The organism is Methyloferula stellata AR4 (assembly GCF_000385335.1).
Classification (GTDB): Bacteria; Pseudomonadota; Alphaproteobacteria; order Rhizobiales; family Beijerinckiaceae; genus Methyloferula; species Methyloferula stellata.
Map to the genome: position 1 here is coordinate 49308 of NZ_ARWA01000001.1, position 21755 is coordinate 71062.

A 21755-nucleotide genomic window follows, 5' to 3' on the forward strand; every position below is an offset into this window, starting at 1 on the left:
GTAAGCTTCACAAGCCGCCTTGCCAAGGGACCTGGTTCCACGCCAAGGGGGAGATGCACAAATCGCGGATCAGCGTGAACGATTTATGCCATTTCTCGGTTGCTTCGAAAGCTCACAGGCTCTTTGTCCGGCCGCGCCGGCGCGGGCCTTCCGGACGAATGGAGAGGTAGGTCTTTAAATCGAGATGTAAAGACGTACCGCCAAGAGTTGCTGAGAAGCACTCGCGCCGGTCGAGAGCGGCTTGCAGAGCGGCGCTCGCGGATTCGAGCCGGTCGAGCCGCAAAAGGACGTCTTTGCCGGCCACCGCCCGAATGACAATCTCCAAAATCCGCCCCAGAATCTCTTCCGATTCCGCGCGAAGCGGCGAAATATCGGCTTCGAAGCCGGGTTCGGCGGCGAGATTCTGCAATCCGGCGGCCAAAGCCACGGCCCGGGCTTGCAATGCAACATCAGCGCGCGCAGCGCGGGCACCGAGCCTCAGCAAGGCGTCGCGATCGAGCCCATTTTCGGCGAGAACGCCGGAAAGGCGCCGCAATCGCGCGCGCGCATAGGCCTGATTGCGGTTCGACGGATCGTCGAAGAATGTATGTCCACGGTCGCCGCATAAAGCGACAAGATCGTCCTTCGTCCAATCGAGCAGAGGCCGCACATGGGTGAGGCCGCCGCGCGGCGTCGCAAAGGCCATTCCGGCAAGACCTTTAAGTCCGCTGCCACGCAACAGGCGAAACAAAATCGTCTCCGCCTGATCATCGGCGTGATGCGCGGTGACGAGACAATCGGCGCCGATCTCGGCGGCATAGGCGCATAAGAGCCCATAGCGGGCGTCGCGGGCACGTTCCTGAACGCGGGTTTTCGGCTTCTCGCCGTCCCATGAAAGAACACGATGCGGCAAGCCGAGCGCCTTCGCCCAAAGGCCGACCTGCTCTGCTTCATGACGCGATTCGGGCCGCAATCCATGATCGACCGTCGCCACGAGGACGGGCGGCGTATCGCCCGATTTTGCCCAGTCCGCCGCCATGAGCATCAAGGCGACGGAATCCGGTCCGCCGGACACCGCGAGCACAACCGCTTTGGCCGGCCGCAAGCTTGAGAAGATCGTCTCCACCGCCGGACTTTGCCGCAAGGCCTCCCGTTCGGGAGCCTGCCGGCGCTCTTCGCCCGGCGTAAGGAGAGGCTCTAGCATTTGGCTTCTTGGGCGCCCTTCTCGGCGCTGTTTTTCACCCAGCTCGCGGCGTTTGGATATTTCTTCGTCACTTCGATGAAGGTCGCGCAGGCCTGCTCCTTGGCGCCGAGCGCCTTCAAGGATTGGCCAAGGCGCAGCATGGCCTCGGGCGCATGGCCGGACGTCGAATAATCGGTCGAGATCTTCAGATATTGCTCGGCAGCTTCGCGCTGACGGCCACGCTGATAATAGGTCTCACCGAGATAATAGATCGCATCGGGCGTCATCCGGCTTTTCGGATTTTTCTGCAGGAAAGCCGAAAAGCTCTTTTCGGCGTTTTCATATTCCTTCTGCTTGAAATAGCCGAGCGCCGAATCGAACTCGTCTTTCGGCGAGGCGGCGGCCGGGATGGTCGCCACTTGCGTCCCCGGCGTCGCGCTCGGCGCCTGAGGCGTCAAGGGAATTTGCCGCGGCGCCGCGGCTGTTCCGGCGCCCGGAGTGGTACTGGCCGGCGTAGACGAGGACATGGACGACCGCCGGCCTGAGGAAAGATCGAGCGGCGCATTCGGATCACCTTCATCCTCGGCGATGATGCTCGGTGTCCCACTGCGGGAGGCGCTTCGCTGCGGTTCGGGAGGCGGCAAAGCCGTTGCGGTCGAGGCAATGCTGCCGAGCTGGCGCGGTGCGCCCGGCGCATTGGGATCGGAGGCCGGATCGAAAGCATCGCCGCGATGGCCCCGCAGAGGACTGGGCGAAGAATTAGGCGAGAGATCCGCGCTTGCCGTAGCACTTGGGCTCGAGCTCGGCGGCAAAACGGCGTCGCTGTCCGAAGCATCGGTCCGTTTCTGCAGGTGCGACGCGCCGCCATGGCCGCCGATATCCTGAAAGCGGAAATCGACATCCTGCTGGAATTTCTTCAGCGCATCCTCAAGCTTACGCTCAGCGAATTGCATTTGCTCGATCTGCCCGTTGATCTGCCGGATCTCGTTTTCGAGATGGGTCACTCGCACGTCGAGGCCGGCGGCATCTTGGGCCGGCGGGCTGTTAGGGCTGTTATAAGATGGGCCGCCATAATCGTCTCCGCCGCCGACATTGCCGGGCGGACGCCCATAACCATAGCCCTGCGCGAATTGGTTCTGGAGTTTCGATTTCAATCCCTCGATCTGGCTTTGAAGCTGATCGAGGCGACCCGAGGTAGGCAGGGGGTCTTCGGCTGCGGCCACCGTGCCAAGCAAGGCTAAACCGGCGAGCGGCGCGCCGATCACGGGCAAAAAGACTTTAATGGGAAAGAACATGCGGCAAGGTCCTATTGTGCCGGCGGGAGATTCGAATCTAGACGCGTAGTTCGACCAAATTTAGGTTGCCCGGCGCATTTCGTTCGCTGTCACAAACTGCCTTAATGCAGCGTGAATTCCAGGCGATGATCACCTGCTCAGGTCTAGCGCAGGGCTTTCCTGTAGCCTATTCTAAGCAGTTGTTTCAACATGCGATCTATCCAAAAGCCTGCGGCATTTCCGAAGGTATGGCGTAGCGAATTCTTATCGTCTTTGGCTCTATTATGCCAATAAATGACGATTCGCATCGCATTTACCGTTTGGAACGGCGACCCGGCCCGACCTGCCGGCAGGGTGGTTTCCTTCACCTCGACCGTGTAAACATGAGCCGAGCCCGTTTCGAACTTACCGGAGAATGTTTCACCGCATGAGCCGCAAATATTTCGGAACCGACGGCATCAGGGGCCGCGCCAATGGCACGATCACCGCCGAACTCGCGATGAAAGTCGCGCAGGCGACCGGCGTCGTCTTCCAGCACGGCGACCACCGCCACAGAGCAGTGATCGGCAAGGACACCCGCCTCTCCGGCTATATGATCGAATATGCGATGGTCGCGGGTTTTACCTCCGTCGGCATGGACGTGCTGTTGCTGGGGCCGATGCCGACGCCGGCCGTCGCCATGCTGACGCGCTCGATGCGCGCCGATGTCGGCGTCATGATTTCGGCCTCGCACAATCTTTTCGAGGACAATGGGATCAAGCTCTTCGGGCCGGACGGCTATAAGCTCTCCGACGCGGTCGAAGCCAAGATCGAAGCCTTGATGGACGAGGATCTCAGCCGCAAATTGTCGAAGGCCCCCGATCTCGGCCGCGCCAAGCGCGTCGATGACGTCCGCGCCCGCTATATCGAATTCGCCAAACATACTTTGCCGCGCAACCTTTCGCTCGAAGGCCTCCGCATCGTCATCGATTGCGCCAACGGCGCCGCCTATAAGCTCGCGCCCGAAGCTCTATGGGAGCTTGGCGCCGAGGTATTTTCGATTGGCGTTCAGCCCGACGGTTTGAACATCAATCTCGGCGTCGGCTCGACAGCGCCCGAAGCGCTCGCCAAAAAAGTCCGCGAGATGCGCGCCGATATCGGCATCGCGCTCGACGGTGATGCCGATCGCGTGCTCATCGTCGACGAGACCGGCAAGATCGTCGATGGCGATCAGTTGATGGCAGCAATCGCCGAAAGCTGGCAGGAAGACGGACGTCTCTCCCAGCCGGGCATCGTCGCGACGCTCATGTCGAATCTCGGCCTCGAACGCTTCCTGTCGAGCATCCATTTGTCTTTGGCGCGGACGGCTGTCGGCGACCGCTACGTGCTCGAACATATGCGCGAGCACGGCTATAATGTCGGCGGCGAGCAATCGGGCCATATCATCCTGTCCGATTACGGCACGACCGGAGACGGACTCGTCGCAGCTCTGCAGGTTCTCGCCGTGGTCAAGCGCAAGATGAAACCGGTGAGCCAGGTCTGCCACCGCTTTGAGCCGCTGCCGCAGATTTTGAAGAATGTCCGGTTCAAGGCCGGGCAGCCGCTTTCCGAGGAACGCGTCTTGCGCGTGATCGAAGACGGCAAGCAAAGGCTCGCCAATGCCGGCCGCCTCGTGATCCGGCTGTCGGGGACGGAGCCTGTCGTGCGCGTCATGGCGGAAGGCGACGATGCCGATCTCATCGAACGGGTCGTCGATGATATTTGCGATGCGCTGACGACGGCCGCGGCGGCTTAAGGGATCGCCAACCCTCTCCCACAGGGAGAGGGTGGTCAGCGGAGCTGACCGGGTGAGGGGGTACAATCGCGACATTTCAGATCGTAACCCCTCATCCGCCTCGCATTCGCTCGGCACCTTCTCCCACAGGGAGAAGGTTCACGCGTTTGGAATTGTGTTCATCTTGGCAGATTGCTTAAACTTCATGCCCCTCATCTATAAAATCGCCTCGGCGAAACTCTGGCGCGAGGCCGAAAGCCAGGGCCGCTTTGACGGCGCACCGATCGATCTCAAAGATGGCTACATCCATTTTTCGACGGCCGAACAAGCGCCCGAGACCGTGGCGCTGCATTTCAAAGGCCAGGACGATCTCGTCATCGCCGCCATCGACGCGGAAAAGCTCAAAGACAATCTGAAATGGGAGCCGTCGCGTGGCGGCTCTTTGTTTCCGCATCTCTATGGCGCTTTGCCGATCAAGGCCGTCATCTGGGTCAAGCCATTGCCGATGAATGCCGACGGCAGCCATGATTTTTCCGGCATCGATTTATGATTGGTTCGTTTCGCGAGAGTCTGCGGCAGAGGAATAGACGGAGTTTCTTCGATCCCTCGTCCTTCGAGACGCCGCTAACGCGGCTCCTCAGGATGAGGGGTTTGAAGACTTGGCCTCAATTAGCCCTCATCCTGAGGAGCGAGCGAAGCTCGCGTCTCGAAGGACGAGGGCGCTCATTTAGCGGTGCGAACAGGGGCTCATGATCAGCCGCTTAGCCAAATGGGCGAGGCCCCTGCTCTTCCGGCTCGATCCCGAGACGGCGCATCATCTGACGATCGCGGCGCTCCAGATCGCGCCCTTACCCAAGTCAGTACCCGAGGATCCGCGCCTTAGCGTGGAGGCATTCGGCCTTTCCTTCAGCAATCCGCTCGGGCTCGCGGCGGGCTTCGATAAGAATGCGCAGGTGCCGGACCGCATGGCGCGTCTCGGCTTCGGCTTCGTCGAAGTGGGCACGGTGACGCCGCGCCCGCAAGCCGGCAATCCGCGTCCGCGTCTGTTTCGCCTCGCCCAAGATGAAGCGGCGATCAATCGTTTCGGCTTCAACAACGAGGGCCACGCGAGCGTCCATCAGCGGCTTCTCGCACATCCTTGCACCGCCGTGCCGCTCGGCATCAATCTTGGCGCCAATAAAGATACGGAAGATCGCGCCGGCGACTATGTGCAAGGCATCGGGCGCTTTGCCGATGTCGCATCCTATTTCACGATCAATGTCTCGTCGCCGAATACGCCGGGCCTGCGCGATCTCCAGGGCGCGCAAGCGCTCGACGATCTTTTGGCCCGCGTGCTGGCCGCGCGAGACGTTGCGAGCGAACATCATGGCCGTAAGCCCGTGCTTTTGAAGATCGCGCCCGATCTGACCTTGAATGAATTGGATGCGATTGTTTCGACCGCGCGGCAAAAAAAGATCGATGGGCTGATCGTCTCGAACACGACGGTGACACGCCCGCCTTCACTTCGCGGCGCGGCGCAGAGCGAGACCGGCGGCCTCTCCGGCAAGCCTCTGTTCGACCTCTCGACGCGCATGCTCGCCGAGACCTATCTGAGAGTCGAAGACCAATTTCCGCTGATCGGCGTCGGCGGGATCGACAGCGCGGAAACAGCCTTCGCCAAGATCGAGGCTGGGGCGACGCTGGTGCAGCTTTATACGGCGATGGTCTTTCACGGACCGGCGCTGATCGGCGACATCAAGCGCGGGCTTTTGCGCATCCTCGACGAAAAAAACTATCCGCTGCTCGCCGAGGCGATCGGCACGGGCGCGGCGGACTGGGCTGCCGGAAAGGCCTCTCTCACCAGGTGCCGATAGCGCCAATAGAGCGTCGCGCCGCGTGTGCTGAGAAAGACGAGAATCGCGAGCCAAAGGCCGGCATTGCCGAGTGGCTTCAGCAGAACGAAACTCAAGAGATAGAGCGCCATCGAGACGAGCATCATGTTGCGCATATCGCGCGTCCAGGCGGCGCCTATGAAAACCCCGTCGAAATCAAAGCAGGCAGCCCCGACAAAGGTCGCGGCCGCGGCATAGGGAATGTAGTTCCAGGCCGCTTCCCGGACGGCCTCGTTCGTCGTGACGAAACCGATGAAGGCATGGCCGCCCAAAAACTCGGCCACCGACAGGCAAGCTGAAAAACCAAGGCACCAGAGCATCGTGAGCCGCACCGCGGTGCGAAAGCGCGCGCCGTCGCCCGCACCAAAGGCCTGCCCGCAAAGCTGCTGCGCGGCAGTGGCGAATCCGTCGAGGAAAAAGGCGCCGATCAAATAAAGGTTCATCAAAACGGCATTGGCCGCCAGCACGACATCGCCGCCGCGCGCGCCTTGCGCGGTGAAAAAGGCATAGCTGAACAAAAGCGCCGCCGTGCGGATCATCAGGTCGCGGTTGATCGCCATCATCTGGACGAGGCGGGCGCGGTCCTTGAGGATTTTAGCTTCGACCACGAACCAGTGACGGTCGAAGAAGGTGAGCGTGAAGAAGCCTCCGCAAACGCCGAGAATTTCGGCGAGCAATGTGCCGATCGCGGAGCCGCGCACTCCAAGCGACAGTCCATAGACCAGCACGATATTGAAGACGATGTTGGAAAGGTTGATGAGAACCTGCAAGCCGAGCGCGACGCCGGTCTTGCCGCGGCCGATGAAGACGCCAAGCAGCACGTAATTGGCGAGCGCGATGGGCGCCGACCAGATCCTGATGTCGAAATAGGATCGTGCCGCCTCGGTGACGGCCGGGCTCGCAGAGAGCAGAGAAAAGCCGATCCAGGCGATGGGCCTTTGCAGAACGATCAGCAAAAGGCCAAGCCCGACAGCCATGATCATGGCGCGCATAAGAACGGCATGGCCTTCCATGGTGTCGCCGCGGCCAAGCGCTTGCGCGGCGAGGCTCGCTGTCCCCATTCGGAGAAAGCCGAAACCCCAGAAGGTGAAATCGAAGACGACCGCCGCGGCAGCGATGGCGCCAAGGAGATAGGCTTCGCCCAGCCGCCCGATCACCGCCGCATCGACAAAACCCAAAAGCGGCGTCGACAGATGCGCAAGCACCATCGGCAAAGCGAGACGCACCACTGCCGCGTGATCGATGGGCGGCGTGTCGGACCTGTTATGTTCGGACATGTTCTTGAAGGAACTCTTCGCAGCCCCCGTACTTCGACGAGGGCGGTTTTTACCGCGCGTGGCGCATATTCAGCAGCCGCAAGATGAGCCAGACCGGCAAGACGACCATGGCACCGGCCAGGATATAATCGCCGACTTCGCGAACGGCATCGAAACCAAGCGACCAAATGCGGTTGGCGAAGCGCACGAGGCCGCGCCAAAGATCGACCGGATGGAGGTCGAGCCACATCATCAGGGCGCCGACGACCAATGACACGAAAATGAGCTTCAAAACGACCGCTCCCGGCGAACCGCCGAGAAAACGGTCGATCGGCGAAGGCGGCGTCCATTGCGGCATTTTGGCCTCCGGCTGGGCGCCATTTTCGAGCCATCTGGGCGTCGCGCGTGAATAAAGATCCTGTTCGTTCGTCATGGAAACCTCGAAAGCGGAGCAAAATCCGGCAAATCACCCCGGCACAGCCGAAACAGACTTTATATATAGGCGAAATCGGTCCAAACCGAGAGGGGCCATCCGAACCGGACCAATAGTGGAGGATTAAAGTGGCGCCGCAGGCGACGACGGAAGATCATCTCCATCGCATCGCGATCGACGGGCGCGTCGCCTTCGGCCTCGCGGTTTTGTTGTGCGGGATCGGCCTTCTCGCGCTGATGGACCGCATCGGCGTCCCCGAAGGCCTCGTGCGGGCGCTCGCCTCGATCTTTATACTCAGCGGTCTCGTGACCATCGCAGCGCTTTTGCGCACCATGCGCGTCTCGTGGTTTTACGCGGCGGGTCGCGCGGTTCCGGCACCCTATGCCGGCTTGGCCATGGCGAGCCTCGGAGCGGCGCTTTTTCTGCCTTTCATCCCGCCGGTGCCGCAGGGGACCTCGCTCACTGAGCTATTCGCGGGCTTTGCCTGCGGCATGGGCTGCGCCGCCCTCATCACCGGTCCTCTCCTGCGCAAGACGGGCGCCTTTTCGATACCGGACCTGATCGCCGCGCGTTTTCCCAACCTCGTGGCGCGGCTCGGCGCCATTCTGCTGACAGCCGCCGTCACAATCCTCATTGCGCTGGCAGGCCTTCAAGAATCGCTGTCTTCTCTCGTGGCCTTCAGCGGTTTCAGCAAGCCATTGGCCTCAGTCATCATCGCAAGCCTTCTCGTCTTCTTCATTCTGCCTGGCGGTCTTGCCAGCACGCTTTGGATTGCGACGGCGGCCACCATCATTGCCTTGACGGTCTTCGGTCTGCCTCTGTCGATCATGGCGCTGCATGGCACACCGATCGCGTTTCCGCTGATCGGCCATTCCAGTCTCTGGACCGACGCGCTCGTGCGCATCGAAGCCTGGACCGGCGCGGCGCAGGCCAAGGATCACATGGATCCCGTTCTGATCGCCGCCATCGCGCTCGGCATCGGCGTGCTTGCGCCATTGCTCGGACCCTCGATCGCCTGCCGCAACCGGCGCTCGGCGCAGCGCGCGGGCGTGTCCGCTTTGGGCTGGGGCGGCATTCTGATTCTGCTTGCGACCGCGACTTTGGCGCAAGCGAGCCTGTCGCTCGACCGCTTGATGGTCGGACAGGCGGCCGATGATCTGCCGCAGAGCCTTTACCAGGCCAGCGCCCAAGGCGATCTATCGATCTGCGGCGCCTCTGTCGCAGATCGCCTCGCGGCGCGGCGCGTTTGCGCGGGGCGCACGGGATTATCGAGCGCTCTGCGGCTCCAGGATATTAAAGCGAAAGGCACTTATCTCCTGACGGGCTTTGCCGAATTGGGCGGGTTCGGAAGCGCGTTTTCGGGGCTCGTGTCGGCTGCCATCATGGTCATCGGCCTGACGCTCGCAGCAATAGGCGTCCAATCCAGCGCGACCGTGCTCGGCAACGACATGTTTTACCGGGTGCGCGACCATTCGGCTTTGACGAGCCGCAGGCTCGCCGTCACACGCGCCTTCGCCATCACGATCATTGTGCTCTGCGCCGTGGGCGTCAATCTTGTCTCGATCTATCCGCAGACATTGATTGCCCTTGCGATTCTCCTGTCGGCGTCAGGGATCGCACCTTTGCTGATGCTGACGCTCTGGCCGCGTGCGACAAGCGTCGATGCGACGGTCACTTTGCTGGTTGGGCTTGTCAGCGCCGAGATCCTGATCGGACCGAAGCCTCTGGCCTCCGGCCTCGATCGCTACGCGATCAGCGCTCTTCTGGCCAGCGTCGCCGGCCTTTTGGCCGGCATCCTGACAAGTTCGATACGGCGCCGGACTACGAGCGACGGCAGCACATTTACGCGAGCCATTCTCCAAGAGAGCGGCGAATGGCTGCATCCGGATAAGGGCGTTTAGGCTTTTAGGGTCAGAACTTGCGCAATCCGAGGGCCGTCATTGATCTGCTCTCAGAACATGTCGGCGGATGGCGCCATCATGGTTTCGGCCCCGGCGCGAATGCGCGCGAGACGCGTGGCGGAATCGGGGATCATGCGCTCCATGAAAAATCTGCCGGTGAGCAATTTGAAATCCATGGCCTGCACCGCATCGTTACGCGCCTTTCGCGCGAGTGCCGCCTTGGCGATCCGCACCCACATGTAACCCAGCGCGACAAGACCGAAGAGGTGCATGTAATCATAAGCGCCCGCCGCCGCCTGTTCGGGCTTTGCGAGGGCGTTGTTCATGAACCATAGAGTAGCGTCGCGCAAATGTTCGGCTGCGCGTTCAAGCAGCGTGAGGAAAGGCTTGAGATCCGGCTCCGCCGCGTTCTCCTTGATGAAACCGCTAACCTCGGCGAAGAAAGCCGTGGTCGCGCGGCCGTTGTCCTTTGCCAATTTGCGGCCGACGAGATCGAGCGCCTGAATGCCGTTGGCGCCTTCATAGATCATAGCGATCCGCGCATCGCGCACGAATTGCTCCATGCCCCATTCGCCGATATAGCCGTGACCGCCGAAGACCTGCTGCGCCAAAACCGTATTGTCAAAGCCGATGTCGGTGAGCACGCCTTTCAAAACCGGCGTGAGCAGGCCAAGACGATCGGACGCCGCCTGCCGCGCAGCCGCATCTTCGGAGCGATGCGCCACGTCGGCGTCGAGCGCGACCGAGAGAAGCAAGGCCCGCGCGGCTTCGTTGAAGCCGCGGATCGTCAGAAGAATGCGGCGAATGTCCGGGTGAACGATGATCGGTTCGGGCTCGGTCTGATCTTTCGGCGCTGAAAACGATCGCCCCTGCTTGCGGTCCTTGGCATAGGCTGCGGCGTTCTGATAGGCGATTTCGGATTGGCCGAGCCCTTGGACCGCGACGCCGAGGCGCGCCTCGTTCATCATGACGAACATGGCGTTCAATCCCTTGTTCGCCTCGCCGATCAGAAAGGCTTTCGCACCGTCATAATTCATGACGCATGTCGCATTGCCGTGAATGCCCATCTTATGTTCGATCGAGCCGCAAGAGACGGCATTGCGGGAGCCGAGCGTCTGATCCGGCCCGACCAGCAACTTCGGTACGATGAACAGAGAAATGCCTTTGACACCAGCCGGCGCGCCCTGGATGCGGGCGAGCACCAGATGGATGATATTTTCAGTCAGGTCATGCTCGCCGGCGGAGATAAAAATCTTTTGGCCGTGAATGGCATAGGACCCGTCGTCATTTGGAATGGCTTTCGTCTTCAGCAGACCAAGATCCGTGCCGCAATGCGGTTCGGTGAGGTTCATCGTGCCGGACCAGGCGCCGCTGACCATTTTCGGCAGATAGGTTTTCTTCTGCTCGTCCGAACCATGCGTGAGAATGGCCGCGAAGGCGCCTTGGGTGAGGCCCGAATACATCGCGAATGCGATATTCGCGGCGGAGGCGAATTCATTGACGATCACGGTGAAGAGATAAGGCAGCCCTTGGCCGCCGTACATCTGATCGGCGGAAAGCCCAAGCCAGCCGGCCTCGACGAAGGCACGATAGGCGTCCTTGAAGCCCATTGGGCTCGTCACATCGCCATTTTGATGGCGCACGCATCCTTCGCGGTCGCCGATCTGATTCAAAGGATTGAGAACATCCGCGCAAAAGCGCCCGGCTTCGGAAACGATGGCCGCCGCCAGATCTTCCGTCACCTCGCTGAAACCCGGCAGATTGTTGAAACGCTCGATGCACAAGACATCGGTCAGGAGAAACAGAACGTCCTCGACGGGTGCCCTATAGCTTGGCATTTGGACGTCTCCATCGCGGCGGCCGACCGCGCGCATCATGCTCCCGAATCAAGACATGGGAGCCTTTATTTCCATGAGATATTGCGCGGTTTAAGGCTGTGTGAAGAGCTTGGCCGAGATAAAGCCGCAGGCCGGATGCACGCTCAGGGAACAGCGCAAGCTTCACCTTGAGGAGCGGCGCCCGACGTCAAGGCGCGCTTCCCACGCGTGCATCGTCCGCGCTGCTTCGAGCGCCGGCCAGGATGATCATGATTCATATGCGATAGCGGGTTTAAAATGAATTTGCTGAGTTCAAACCAAATAAAAAATCGATTGAAAGCTTGAAAACCTTACGCCTCGAAAACCGACGCGCCGGAGGAAGAGCCATTTTCGAGAGGTGGCAATGGCCACCCTTCGGTCAATCTTTGCTGCGCATTGCGCAAAGCGCTGATGGCTTCGTCGATTTCTTCGCGCTGGCGTTCGAGATGATGGATTTGCGCGATGATCTGCTCGGGTTGCAGCGTCGACTCCAAATCCCCCATCTTGTCCCGGCGCGCATCGATGATCTCGTGGATTTCCGCCAAGGTGAATCCCAATCGTTTGCCTCGGAGGATCAGTTCAAGGTGCTGCCGATCGGCTGCGGTATAGAGGCGCGTCGAGCCGCGCCGGATCGGATGGAGAAGCCCGCGATCTTCGTAAAATCGAAGCGCGCGCAGGCTGATACTGAAGTCCCGGGCCATCGCCCCTATGGTAAAAAGAAGCTCGTCATGCGGCGCCGAAGCGCGACTGCCTATTCCCCTTCCCCCCGAATTGTCTGATTTCTGATCGCGATTCAGCCCCAACCGGCTCATCCGAACCTCCTTCAATCGTCGTTGCCGCTCGATAAAGCGCATCCCCTGCGCGACGACGCCTACAACCTAAGATTGAATCTAGACGGATATCTTAAGAGATTCAAACCTAATTCGATACCACTCACGCAAAAGTTGTACCTCCCAGCTCAAGCTTGTCAGTAGAAGATCTGTCCCAAAACCGGTCAGACTTAACCCGTTGTTTACCGTCTCCCCCGAAAGTTCGGGATCAGCAAGCCGAGGGACAATCTTCGGCGTTGATTCGCGAGCCGGCGGCTCATCAGAGCGCCTTCAGACCAAGTGGACCCGTTCCACTTAGCCGGAAGAGGTTTTGACGCAGGCTGCTTCGGGATCTCACGATCCCGCCATGGACGAGATCATGAGAAAAGCTGCACCCTGGAGTATTGACGGCATCAAGCCTGATATTCGCGAAGCCGCCAGGGAAGCCGCCCGCCGTCAGGGGTTAAGCCTCAGCGCCTGGCTGAACGACATCATCATCACCCAAGCTGCCGAACTCGGGATCGACGCCGACGAGATGGATTCCGACGAGCGGCTGGAGGCTGTCGCCGCGCGTCTTCATCAGCTCGATGAGCGCGACGAGCGCCAAACCCCATCCACGCGCACGCACTCCCGCGCTCCGCGCGACGACAGATGGCGCGGTCACGCTGATGAGGGCTACGAGCCGGTCTCGTCGGAGCCCGCCCGCGAGCGGCCGATTCGCGAGCAGCTCATGCAAGAACGCCCCACGCAAGAACGGGCCAAAAATGAGCGGTCCTTGATGGAGCGTCTGCGCGCCCAGGAGGCCGAAGCTCTGCTCGAGGCCGCCATCGGCGCTTTCGAACATAGTATCGCTAAAAGCCAGAAGCAGACGGCGCGATCCTTCGAGGCTGTCGCCCAGCGATTGACGAATATCGAACAGCATCTGACGCAGCGCCCCCAGGATGACGGCACCAAGCCGATCAGGAGCGCCCTGGCGCGGCTCGAGGAACGGCTCGACTCATTCGCGCAAACGCCGCCGCCGGCCCCGCCGCGCGACGATGCCGGACTGAAAAGACTTGAAAGCAAGCTCGATGCGCTCCTCAGCGGCTCGGCGCTTTCGACGCAAAGACCGGTTGCAAAACAAGAGTGGCGAAACTCGCTTCAATCGGCCGTCGCCGAGATCGGCCGCAAACAACAGCTTTTGAACGGCGAAGCATCGGATCGCAGGCCTCTGGCGCGGCGCGCCGCCTTCGACAGGCAGCCGGCATCAACCCATGCAGCCGATCTACAGGCCCTGCAGCGCGACATCGCGGCGCTTGGCGTGAAGCTCGAAGAGATGCAGCTGCAGGATCTCGCAAAAGATCTGACACGGATGCGAACCGATATCGGCACCATGTCGGCCGGCATGGCCGATCTCGCGCCGCGCGACTCTGTGACGGCGATCGAATCGGCCATCCGCAATCTGACGACCCGCATCGAAACCTCGCGCGAAGACGGAATGCGCGAGACTTTGCTGAAGCCCATCACAGAACTCGTCGATGGTCTGCGCAATTCGCTCGGGTCGATCGATCCGCATCCCTCGATCGATGGGCTCGGACGCGAAATCAAGACGATCAGCGACAGGCTCGAAGCCATGGCCGGCCAGCCGCATGAGCCGGCCCAGCTCGGTCGCGTCCAGGCGCAAATTCAGGAGATTCACGGCCTGCTGACGGCTGCGGCCTCGCATCCTTTTTCCTTCGAAGAGATCGAAAGAAAAGTCGCGGCGCTCAGCGAGCAGATGGAGCGGCAAAAGGGTCTCGGACCCATGCCGTCCGATGAGGAGTTTCTGTCGCCAAGGCTGCAGCAAACGCAAGTCGACTCCCTGGCCAAGATCGAAGACCGGCTCGACGATCTTTCGCGCAAGATCGAGACGGCGGTCGTCGGACGTCCCGCCGCAGGCTCCAAGATGGACGCGGAGTCGCTCGAGGCGGTGGTCAAGGTGCTGGCCGATAAATTCACCGCCGCGCAAGACCCGCGTGCCGGACAAGCCGCCTTCGAATCCCTGCAAGGCCAGATCGCCGAATTGGCCCGGCGGCTGGAGCAAACCGATTCGGGCTTTTCGGCGCTCCCGGCCCTGCAACGCTCGGTGAACGAGCTTTTCACGCATCTCGACGAAACGCGCTTCGCAGCCCATGAGGCCGCGCAGAGCGCCGCGCGAAATGCCGCGCATGAAGCCGTGCGCGAGGTGATGGAGCACAAGGACCTGATCGCCGGCAACGCCTCGGAGGAACCGGCGATCACGCGCGAAATCGCGGATCTGCGCGCCGTTCAGGACGAAGCCGGCAGGCGGACCCATTCGACCTTGAATGCCGTTCACGAGACGCTAGAAAAAATCGTCGACCGCCTTGCCATGCTCGAAGAAGAGATGGGCGACGCGCGGGAAGTTGCCGCGCAGGAGCAGCGGCTTTCCGAACAAAACGCCATTTTCGCGCGCTATCGCGGCAATGAGATGGCTTCGAGCCAATCGGCCTCGGTGCAGCCGGGCAACCGCGAGCCCCGGCCCGCCGATGATAAACGGCCGGCTCCGAGTCCCACCACCGATTTTCTGATCGAGCCCGGCACTCTATTCCCGAATGCCAAGGAGGCTTCGGCGGAAATCCACTCCGCCGATGGCACGGTCTCCGATCCGGCACGAAGCCGTGCCGATTTCATCGCAGCGGCGCGCCGCGCGGCACAGGCCGCGCAGGCCGATCACGAGATGGCGCGGCCGCGCATACCGATCGGCGGACCGAAAGACACGACTCCCTCCGCCGGCATCATCACGCAAGCCCGTGATTTTCTCACAAACCACAAACGTCAGCTCACCTTGAGCATCGCGGCTCTGTTTCTGGCGGTCGGCGCCTATGCCGTGATCAGAACCATGAGCCACTCGTCCACCGATGTGTCCTCGAACACGGCCAATGCCGCCGTTCACAGCATGACGGAGTCTCGATTGGACACGCATGCCGACCGTAAGGCCGGTCCGCGTGGCCAAACCAACGATATCGCGCTCAACATACCGCAGCGGCAGATGCCGCGCGACGTCACTCCGGCGCCACCCGGCGACTCAAGCCCGGGTCCGAAGCCAAACCCGCCGGCACCGAACCCGGAGGCCCCGCCGAGCGGTCTCCCGCTGATGGCGATCGGCGGAGGCGCTCAGCCGCAACCGCAGAGATCGATCGCCGGTAGCGATCCGATCGTCACCGGCGCGATTACCGCGTCTAAAACCGTTGCACCGGCGCCCGAGTCACCTGCCGCCGCGCGGGCGTTGCGCGACCTGGCGGATGCAGGCAACGCGGCAGCCCAATATGAATTGGCGACCCGCTATGCCGAAGGACGGCTGATCCCGCGCGATTTCAAACTCGCGGCCGATTGGTACGAGAAGGCCGCCGCCCGTGGATTGGGTCCAGCCCAATATCGTCTGGGCTCGCTCTATGAGAAAGGGATTGGCGTCACCCGCGATCTGGCGCGTGCCAGAGAATGGTATGAAAAGGCCGCCAATCAGGGCCATTCTCACGCCATGCATAATCTCGCGGTTCTCATCGCCGAAGGCGGCGACGGCAAGCCGGATTATGCGACCGCCGCGATCTGGTTCCGCAAGGCGGCCGAACTCGGCATTCGCGACAGCCAATATAATCTCGCGATTCTCTACGCCCGTGGGCTAGGCGTGCAGCAGGATCTGGTTCAATCCTATAAGTGGTTCGCGGTGGCGGCGGCGCAGGGCGACGAAGACGCGGGCAAGAAGCGCGAAGACGTCGCGGCAAAGCTCGATGCCAAGGCGCTTGCCGAGGCGAAGGCAGCCGTCGATTCCTTCCAGCCTCGTGAAGCCGACCATGCGGCAAACGAGGTTCAAACGCCACCTGGCGGCTGGGAGGCCCCGGCTCCGGTGCAGACCCTGCCGAAACTCGCCAAGCCGAAAATCTCGCGCCTGTAACTTACGCATATTATGGCGCGACCCCCCTTCTCCCTGTGAGAGAAGGGGCCGAGCGAATGCGAGGCCGGATGAGGGGTTACAATCCTTGCCAATTTGCAGCATCGTAACCCCTCACCTGCCGCCTTCGGCGGCACCCTCTCCCACAGGGAGAGGGTTTGCACGACGCGTGTGTTGGCTTCGCTCGCGCTAACCGATGAGACCGCCCCAGACGTGCAGATTTATTTGCCGATAGCCGGCCTGCCGGTCGATGTTTTCACCGTCTTGGGATTGAGCGTCGCGGTCGGTTTCATTTCCGGGCTTTTCGGCGTCGGCGGCGGATTCCTGATGACGCCGCTTCTGATCTTTCTCGGCATTCCGCCGGCAGTCGCCGTTGCCAGCGTGTCGAGCCAGATCGCCGCCTCGTCCGTGACCGGAGCGCTCGCCTATTGGCGCCGCCGCGCTGTGGATTTCAAACTCGGCACCATCCTCACGCTCGGCGGCATCGTCGGCGCCGTGCTCGGCGTCGTCTTTTTCAACGCGATGCGGCGACAAGGCCATCTCGATGCGGTGATCGTCTTTTCCTATATCGCGCTTCTCGGCAGCATCGGCGGGTTGATGCTGTTTGAAAGCCTCAAGGCGATTTTATTTCCGCGCATAGGCGACGCTGCGCAACCGCTTGCCGCGCGCCACGGCTGGGCCGCAAATCTGCCCTTTAAAATGCAATTCCATCATTCCGGCCTCGAGATCAGCACCATCCCGCTGTTTCTTCTGGCCGTGTTCATCGGTTTCTTCGGCGCGCTGCTCGGCGTCGGCGGCGGCTTCATTCTCGTGCCGGCGCTTATCTATATTTTTCGCGTGCCCACGGCCGTCGTCGTCGGCACCTCGCTCGTCCAGCAATTGATCACCATGGTGATCGCGACATTCCTGCATGCCGCGACCAATCATTCCGTCGATATTTTGTTGAGCCTGATCCTGATGCTCGGCGCGACCTTCGGCGCGCAATTCGGCGCGCGCGCCCATATCAGCATCCGGCCCGACTATTTCCGGCTGCTGCTTGGTCTTCTCGTCTTCGGCGTGGCTTTGCGCTTCGCCGCCGATGTCTTGATCCCGCCGCGCGATACCTATTCGGCGACGCGGACGGATGTGGCGCGATGAAAGCGCAATTGACGGCCCTTGCGCTGGCGTTCCTGCTTTTCTTTTGCCATGCGCAAATCGCATGGGCGGAAAAACTCATCGTCGCTTTTTCTTCCGACCATATTGCCATCGGCTCGGATTTCAGCGGCGCGGAGCTGACGGTCTTCGGCGGCATTGAACGCGGGGCCGAAGACCCGAAGCGAAACGGGCCTTATGACGCGGTCATGATCGTGCGCGGGCCGCAGGGCTCGGTCATGGTGCGGGAAAAAATGCCCGTCGGGCCATTCTGGCTCAATCGCGCCCAGCATGCGTTTCAATCCGTTCCGAGCTTTCTCTCGATTCTCACCGACCGGCCGCTCGAAGAGGTCATCGACCAAAAGGGGCACGCACAGCTCCCTGCAAGCGTCGAAGCCCAATTCGCGGCGCATGAAGCAACGGGGCCGGAGAGCGGAAATTTTGCCGCGGCCTTGATCCGCATCCGCCGCGCGCAAGGGCTCTTCGGCGACGATTCGGACGCGATCCTCTTTCTAAGTTCGACCTTGTTTCGCACCATGATAAGGCTTCCGGGCGCAGCGCCGCTCGGACATTACGATGTCGAGGTGCGGGCTTTCGCCGAAGGCGAACAGGTCGCCATGACGGAAACCGGCTTCTGGGTGAACCGCAGCGGGTTCGAACATGTGTTGGCAACGGCGGCGCGCCAACATGGCGTGCTTTACGGCCTTGCCGTCATCGCCATGGCGCTTTCCGTCGGCTTTATCGCGAGCGTGATCTTTAGGCGGGATTAGCGCTCCTTCTCCCCTTGCGGGAGAAGGTGCCGAGCGAATGCGAGGCGGATGAGGGGTCGTATGAACCCTTTCACGTGGACCGTGGTGACCAAGTCCACAACTTATAGACCGGCATGACCCCTCACCCGGTTTGCTTCGCAAGCCACCCTCTCCCGCAAGGGGAGAGGGTTCGCTCAATCCGGCAAACAAAAATGGTGGGGCACACGATAGACTTGGCTGCGCCCCAGAATATGCGCGAAGCGGTCCGCCTCACGAAACAGAAAGCCGAAGGCCTTATCCCTCAAATTGAGACCGCCCGCATAGGCGCCAAAGGCCGGCAGAACGCAGCGGCTGCCATCGCTCACGAAACAGCGCCGCCGCACCGTGCCCCCGAGCCCGCCGATGCGCGCCATCGGATGCAAATGGCCGGCGATCTCGCCTTCTGCGCCATCTCCTTGCGGCTCATGCCGGAAGCGAATGGCGCCGATCGCCAATTCCGCGACGACATCGCCGTCGAGACCGGACGGTGCTTGCGGGTCATGATTGCCGGTGATCCAGATCCAATCACGGCCAGCCTGCAAGGCGCGGATGCGGGCGCGATCCTGCGCCATCAATCGGGTGCTCGCCGCGGCATCGTGAAAGGAATCGCCGAGCGCAACGATGCGCTTTGGCTCATAGAGGCAGACAAGCTCCAAAAGCCGCATGAGCGTCGCCGCCGTATCGTAAGGCGGCAGAAACACCCGCCGCGCCGCATAGGACGAGCCTTTTTCGAAATGCAGGTCGGCGACGGCGAGAAGATGTTCATCCGGCCAATAGAGCGCGCCGGACGGGTCCATCACGAAGCTCGCACCGGCCAGATGCAAGCGTGCCGCGGTTTTAGCGGCCTTGGGACTAGGAGACAAATTTTTGCTCCACTTCCCATGCGCAAACCCTCTCCCAGAGGGAGAGGGTGCCGCCGGATGGCGGCGGGTGAGGGGTTGCGGTTTCAGACGTTTGAGATGGTAACCCCTCATCCGGCATGCTCCGCATGCCACCTTCTCCCACAGGGAGAAGGTCGCACCCTTCCATTTGAGTCATGACCGCGGAAGCCCCCTTCAATGCAGCGTCCCTTCCGGAGGCGCGCTTGCTTCCGCCCATAATTGTTCCGCCTGCGCCAAAATATCCTCGCGTGCTTCGCCATAGACCGGCTCGCGGCCGATTTCGAGCATGATCGGCACGGCCAGAGGCGAGACGCGATCCAGGTCCTTATGCATGATTCGGCCCCGGATACGCGAGAGCATTCCTGCAAGCCTAGCAATATCAAGGAGGCCCGTCGCGGCATCAGCGCGGGCAGCCCGCAAAAGGATGTGATCGGGTTCATGCCGGCGCAGAACGTCGTAGATGAGATCGGTCGAGATCGTCACCTGCCGCGCCGATTTTTCCTTGCCCGGAAAATTACGCTCGATCAGGCCCGAGATGATCGCGCAATTGCGGAAGGTGCGCTTCATCAGCGAGGATTCCTGTAGCCAGGCTTCGAGATCGTCGCCGAGCATATCCTCGCTGAAAAGCTCCTGCAGCGAGACAAGCCCGTGATCGATCCGCTCGCCTATGTCGGCGAGCCCCCAGACGGCCAAGGCATAATCATTGGCGACAAATCCGAGAGGCTTGAGGCCCGCGCGCTCCATCCGCCGCGTCAGCAGCATGCCGAGCGTCTGATGCGCGAGGCGGCCTTCGAACGGATAGCAGGCCAGATAAAACCGTCCGCCGCGCGGAAAGGTCTCGACCAGAAGATCGCCCGGCGGCGGCAGCGCCGAATGGATCTGCTGCAAATTGAGCCATTCGGAAACCTGCGGCGGCAGGTCCTTCCATTGGCCGGGGTCCGACAGAATCTGGCGCACCCGCGCGGCAAGATGGGTCGAGAGGGGAAATTTGCCGCCCATGTAAGACGGGATTTTCGGCTGCTCGGCGAAAGTGCGCGAGACAAGCGCCTCGTTCTCGACAATGCCTTCAAGCTGCAAAATCTCGCCGCCGAAGAGAAACGTATCTTTCGGCGCCAGCATTTCGATGAAATATTCCTCGATCTCGCCGAGCATGCGTCCGCTGCGGCGCAAAGGCCCGGTATAGGTTTTTCCGGAAGCCGGTTTTCCGCCACCGCGTACGAGGCGCACTTTCAGCATATCGGCTTCGACGATCGTGCCGACATTCATGCGATAGGCTTGCGCGACGCGGCCATTTGCGACGCGCCACAAGCCTTCTTTCGTGGGTTTGATCTTGGCGAAACGATCGTAGGTCGCGAGCGCATAGCCGCCATTGGCGACGAAACGCAACGCATCGTCGAATGTCTGCAGCGACACGCCAGCATAAGGCTCGGCCGAGATCACTTCGCGATAGAGAAGCTCGGCATCGAAGGGCTCGGCGCAAGCCATGCCGAGAATATGCTGGCACAAAACATCGAGACTGCCCGCGCGTTGCAATGCCGTGTCCTGCGTGCCCGCGCGCGCCGCGTCGACGGCGGCGACGCATTCGAGCACTTCGAACCGGTTCGACGGCACCAGGATCGCACGCGAGGGCTCATCGAGCCTATGATTGGCCCGGCCGATCCGCTGCATCAACCGGCTCGCACCTTTCGGCGCGCCGACATTGATGACGAGATCGACATCGCCCCAATCGATGCCGAGATCGAGCGTCGAGGTGCAGACCACAGCTTTCAGCCGGCCGAGCGACATTGCATCTTCGACGCGGCGGCGCTGCGCGACATCAAGCGAGCCGTGATGCAGCGCGATCGGCAAAGCATCTTCGTTCAGGCGCCAAAGCTCCTGAAAGACGAATTCGGCCTGCGCGCGGGTGTTGACGAAAACGAGCGTCATATGCGCGGCTTTGATGCGCTCATAAATCTCCGCCATCGCGTGGCGGTTCATATGGCCGGCCCAGGGCAGATGTTCGCTCGTATCGAGGATCGAGAGATCCGCCGGAGCCCCCGGCGGCGCGACGACGAGTTCGGCAAGCGCCTTTTTATCATCGCGGCCGACCAGCCAGCGCCGCAATTCATCCGGATCGCGCACCGTTGCCGACAGGCCGATGGTCGTCATGGCGGGCGCAAGGCTGCGTAGCCGCGCGAGATCTAGATTCAAAAGATCGCCGCGTTTCGAGGCCGCGATCGCATGAAGCTCGTCGAAGATCACGCGCCGCACAGTCGAAAACAGCGGCTTCGCGTCGGGCGTCGCCAGCAGCAGCGCCAATTGTTCCGGCGTCGTCAGCAAAATCGCGGGCGGATCGCGCCTCTGGCGCTGGCGCTTCGAGGCCGAGGTATCGCCGGTCCGCGTCTCGACGCGAATGTCGAGGCCCATTTCGGCAATGGGGATTTGCAGATTGCGATGAACGTCGACGGCCAACGCCTTCAGCGGCGATATATAGAGGGTATGGAGCGCCGAGCGGTTGACCGGACGCTCGAGTTCGACAAGCGTCGGCAGAAATCCGGCGAGCGTCTTGCCGGCGCCCGTCGGCGCGATCAAGAGCGTATTCTTGCCGGCCTGAGCATGGGCCAGGAGATCGAGCTGATGCTGGCGTGGTGCCCAGCCGCGCGCAGTGAACCAATCCTGGAACCGCGGCGGAAGCAGGCCGTCAGGCCGCTTCGGAGCTTTGCGAGCCGGCAA

The 21755-nt window shown here is 61.5% G+C and carries 15 protein-coding genes; 7 read left to right on the top strand and 8 right to left on the bottom strand.

From position 1 onward, the window contains the following. Window positions 1-112: 112 nt before the first annotated feature. Both tilS and ybgF read right to left on the bottom strand, forming a co-directional pair. Complete coding sequence (gene tilS / locus A3OQ_RS0100260) at window positions 113-1183, bottom strand: tRNA lysidine(34) synthetase TilS (protein ID WP_020173339.1); 1071 nt, start codon at window positions 1181-1183, stop codon at window positions 113-115. Continuing rightward, entirely contained in the window at window positions 1177-2457 is a 1281-nt protein-coding gene (ybgF, locus tag A3OQ_RS20950) for a tol-pal system protein YbgF (protein WP_020173340.1), read from the bottom strand. Before ybgF ends, tilS begins: the two co-directional genes overlap by 7 nt. Before the next feature lie 406 nt (window positions 2458-2863). Here ybgF and glmM point away from each other — a divergent pair, with 406 nt between their 5' ends. The 3 genes from glmM to A3OQ_RS0100280 all read left to right on the top strand — a co-directional run bounded on the left by glmM (window position 2864) and on the right by A3OQ_RS0100280 (window position 6042). After that, a complete protein-coding gene (gene glmM / locus A3OQ_RS0100270; RefSeq protein WP_020173341.1) occupies window positions 2864-4210 on the top strand; it encodes a phosphoglucosamine mutase in 1347 nt (448 codons plus the stop codon). Window positions 4211-4394: 184 nt separating this feature from the next. Then, entirely contained in the window at window positions 4395-4739 is a 345-nt protein-coding gene (locus A3OQ_RS0100275; RefSeq protein WP_026595330.1) for a DUF952 domain-containing protein, read from the top strand. Window positions 4740-4938: 199 nt separating this feature from the next. Beyond that, window positions 4939-6042, top strand: a complete 1104-nt coding sequence (locus A3OQ_RS0100280; protein ID WP_020173343.1) for a quinone-dependent dihydroorotate dehydrogenase — start codon at window positions 4939-4941, stop codon at window positions 6040-6042. Here A3OQ_RS0100280 and A3OQ_RS0100285 read toward each other — a convergent pair. Both A3OQ_RS0100285 and A3OQ_RS20955 read right to left on the bottom strand, forming a co-directional pair. Then, the gene (locus A3OQ_RS0100285) at window positions 5961-7337 is read right to left on the bottom strand and encodes an MATE family efflux transporter (RefSeq protein WP_020173344.1); all 1377 of its coding nucleotides are present in this window, start codon (window positions 7335-7337) and stop codon (window positions 5961-5963) included. The genes A3OQ_RS0100280 and A3OQ_RS0100285 overlap by 82 nt on opposite strands. A 49-nt stretch (window positions 7338-7386) precedes the next feature. Continuing rightward, window positions 7387-7749 carry a DUF6460 domain-containing protein gene (locus tag A3OQ_RS20955; RefSeq protein ID WP_020173345.1) on the bottom strand — a complete coding sequence of 121 codons (363 nt, stop codon included), beginning with the start codon at window positions 7747-7749 and terminating at the stop codon, window positions 7387-7389. A gap of 128 nt (window positions 7750-7877) precedes the next feature. On the opposite strand from A3OQ_RS20955, the gene A3OQ_RS0100295 reads away from it, so the two are divergent. Beyond that, window positions 7878-9650 (top strand): SLC5/6 family protein, encoded by a 1773-nt coding sequence (locus A3OQ_RS0100295; RefSeq protein WP_020173346.1) that lies wholly within the window; start codon window positions 7878-7880, stop codon window positions 9648-9650. A gap of 50 nt (window positions 9651-9700) precedes the next feature. Here the strand turns inward: A3OQ_RS0100295 and A3OQ_RS0100300 are convergent, their stop codons facing one another. Both A3OQ_RS0100300 and A3OQ_RS20960 read right to left on the bottom strand, forming a co-directional pair. Further along, window positions 9701-11488, bottom strand: a complete 1788-nt coding sequence (locus tag A3OQ_RS0100300; RefSeq protein WP_026595331.1) for an acyl-CoA dehydrogenase C-terminal domain-containing protein — start codon at window positions 11486-11488, stop codon at window positions 9701-9703. Window positions 11489-11817: 329 nt separating this feature from the next. Further along, the gene (locus tag A3OQ_RS20960; RefSeq protein ID WP_244427068.1) at window positions 11818-12360 is read right to left on the bottom strand and encodes a MerR family transcriptional regulator; all 543 of its coding nucleotides are present in this window, start codon (window positions 12358-12360) and stop codon (window positions 11818-11820) included. Between the two features lie 334 nt (window positions 12361-12694). Between A3OQ_RS20960 and A3OQ_RS0100310 the strand changes: the two genes are divergently transcribed. The 3 genes from A3OQ_RS0100310 (at window position 12695) to A3OQ_RS0100320 (ending at window position 18144) form a co-directional block, all read left to right on the top strand. Then, window positions 12695-16246 (top strand): SEL1-like repeat protein, encoded by a 3552-nt coding sequence (locus A3OQ_RS0100310; protein ID WP_161607282.1) that lies wholly within the window; start codon window positions 12695-12697, stop codon window positions 16244-16246. A gap of 210 nt (window positions 16247-16456) precedes the next feature. Continuing rightward, entirely contained in the window at window positions 16457-17380 is a 924-nt protein-coding gene (locus A3OQ_RS0100315; protein WP_040580294.1) for a sulfite exporter TauE/SafE family protein, read from the top strand. Then, window positions 17377-18144 (top strand): TIGR02186 family protein, encoded by a 768-nt coding sequence (locus tag A3OQ_RS0100320; protein ID WP_020173351.1) that lies wholly within the window; start codon window positions 17377-17379, stop codon window positions 18142-18144. The genes A3OQ_RS0100315 and A3OQ_RS0100320 overlap by 4 nt, the downstream gene beginning before the upstream one ends. 173 nt (window positions 18145-18317) lie before the next feature. On the opposite strand, the gene pdeM is transcribed toward A3OQ_RS0100320, so the two are convergent. Further along, the gene (gene pdeM / locus A3OQ_RS0100325) at window positions 18318-19025 is read right to left on the bottom strand and encodes a ligase-associated DNA damage response endonuclease PdeM (RefSeq protein ID WP_026595333.1); all 708 of its coding nucleotides are present in this window, start codon (window positions 19023-19025) and stop codon (window positions 18318-18320) included. 192 nt (window positions 19026-19217) lie between these two features. Beyond that, window positions 19218-21755, bottom strand: coding sequence for a ligase-associated DNA damage response DEXH box helicase (locus A3OQ_RS0100330; protein ID WP_020173353.1), 2538 nt, complete (start codon window positions 21753-21755; stop codon window positions 19218-19220).

Bases quoted from the DNA above. Each gene is read 5' to 3' on its own strand.
- A3OQ_RS0100320 (WP_020173351.1), top strand. From the start codon at position 17,377: ATGAAAGCGCAATTGACGGCCCTTGCGCTGGCGTTCCTGCTTTTCTTT.
- ybgF (WP_020173340.1), bottom strand. From the start codon at position 2,457: ATGTTCTTTCCCATTAAAGTCTTTTTGCCCGTGATCGGCGCGCCGCTC.
- A3OQ_RS0100310 (WP_161607282.1), top strand. From the start codon at position 12,695: ATGAGAAAAGCTGCACCCTGGAGTATTGACGGCATCAAGCCTGATATT.
- A3OQ_RS0100285 (WP_020173344.1), bottom strand. From the start codon at position 7,337: ATGTCCGAACATAACAGGTCCGACACGCCGCCCATCGATCACGCGGCA.
- A3OQ_RS0100300 (WP_026595331.1), bottom strand. From the start codon at position 11,488: ATGCCAAGCTATAGGGCACCCGTCGAGGACGTTCTGTTTCTCCTGACC.
- A3OQ_RS20960 (WP_244427068.1), bottom strand. From the start codon at position 12,360: ATGCGCTTTATCGAGCGGCAACGACGATTGAAGGAGGTTCGGATGAGC.
- A3OQ_RS0100280 (WP_020173343.1), top strand. From the start codon at position 4,939: ATGATCAGCCGCTTAGCCAAATGGGCGAGGCCCCTGCTCTTCCGGCTC.
- A3OQ_RS0100275 (WP_026595330.1), top strand. From the start codon at position 4,395: ATGCCCCTCATCTATAAAATCGCCTCGGCGAAACTCTGGCGCGAGGCC.
- A3OQ_RS20955 (WP_020173345.1), bottom strand. From the start codon at position 7,749: ATGACGAACGAACAGGATCTTTATTCACGCGCGACGCCCAGATGGCTC.
- tilS (WP_020173339.1), bottom strand. From the start codon at position 1,183: ATGCTAGAGCCTCTCCTTACGCCGGGCGAAGAGCGCCGGCAGGCTCCC.
- glmM (WP_020173341.1), top strand. From the start codon at position 2,864: ATGAGCCGCAAATATTTCGGAACCGACGGCATCAGGGGCCGCGCCAAT.